This is a genomic window from Candidatus Symbiopectobacterium sp. NZEC135 (assembly GCF_025962695.1).
Genome location: NZ_JAGFPF010000565.1, coordinates 1 through 1,204, shown reverse-complemented (window position 1 = coordinate 1,204; position 1,204 = coordinate 1). Strand labels below are relative to the sequence as shown.

General features: G+C 52.9%; 1 protein-coding gene. It reads right to left on the bottom strand.

The window, feature by feature from the left end; all coding sequences use genetic code 11:
* Window positions 1-67 precede the first annotated feature (67 nt).
* The coding region (locus J5224_RS28810; protein ID WP_264628513.1) for a TonB-dependent receptor at window positions 68-1,204 on the bottom strand (1,137 nt) is incomplete at its 5' end.

Below are 1,204 nucleotides of genomic sequence, written 5' to 3'. Positions count from 1 at the left end.
ATGGCATTGCCGCTGTAAACCATAACGCGCCTGCGCCAGTTAACCCTGACAACAGGCGCGGTCAGTATTAGAAATCCACGGATACCGAAAGTTTCAGCGAGCGCGGATCGCCCTGTGTCACGTATGTTCCGCTATCATCCACCGATGCCCAATATTTTTCGTTGGTGACGTTCTCGACGTTGGCACGCCATATCAGCGTATGATCGTTGAGTGGCGTACTGTAGCGCACGCCCAGATCCAACCGCGTCCACGGCTTCAGTTTTAACGTATTGGCTTCGTTGGCGTACTGTGAACCGTAACGCAACACGGTGCCAGACAGCGTCAAGCCTTCCACCGAAGGGATATCATATTCACTGCCAAACACCAGTTGGTAGCCGGGTGTACCCACCACATCATTGCCGTCGTTGGCACCTTTGTGGGTTTTGGTCAGCGTGGCATCCAGCCAGGTAGCGCTGCCGTTGAGGCGCAGACCGTACATCGGCTCACCAAACACATTCAGTTCCACGCCGCGATTACGCTGCTCGCCGTTCAGGCCGTAGAGTTTTGTATTCTCATCGATATCTTTGAGAGCACCGTTTGGCCGTTTGATCTCGTAAACCGCCAGCGAGCCACCTACGCGCTGATAATCAAATTTAACCCCAACTTCATTTTGCTTAGCAACGTAGATGCCTGAAATCTGTCCCGCGTTTAACACTCCGCTCGTCGTCGGGGCTTTCGTGCCCGGCTGCAATGCCTCAATATGGTTGGCATAGAGTGAAACGTGTTCCCACGGTTTTACCACCACGCCTAACACCGGGCTTATCTTGGTGCGGTCGAAACGTCCCCCGGTGCCGCTCTCAATACCCGAGTATTCATAATTGCGCACTAGGATCTCCTGACGGCGCAACCCTGCGGTAAAGCGCACGCTGTCATCTAATATCGAGAGCGTATCAGACAGTGCCAGTCCCCAGTTTTGCATGCGATTGCGTATTTTCGGTGAATCCATATCGCCTTTACTGCTAGTAGTCGCAGGGAAATCCACCACCGGGGTATTATAGATATTCGTGGCGTAGTCATATTTAGACATGGTGAACGCCACTTTGGTCTTGGTATGGATACCCGAATAACCCAGGTTGACTTCGTGCTTGACCGGACCGGTATCAAAATTACCGCGAATACCCGCCAACGAGGCGGTGTTCTGAGCGATATACGCCGTGCTTAAACG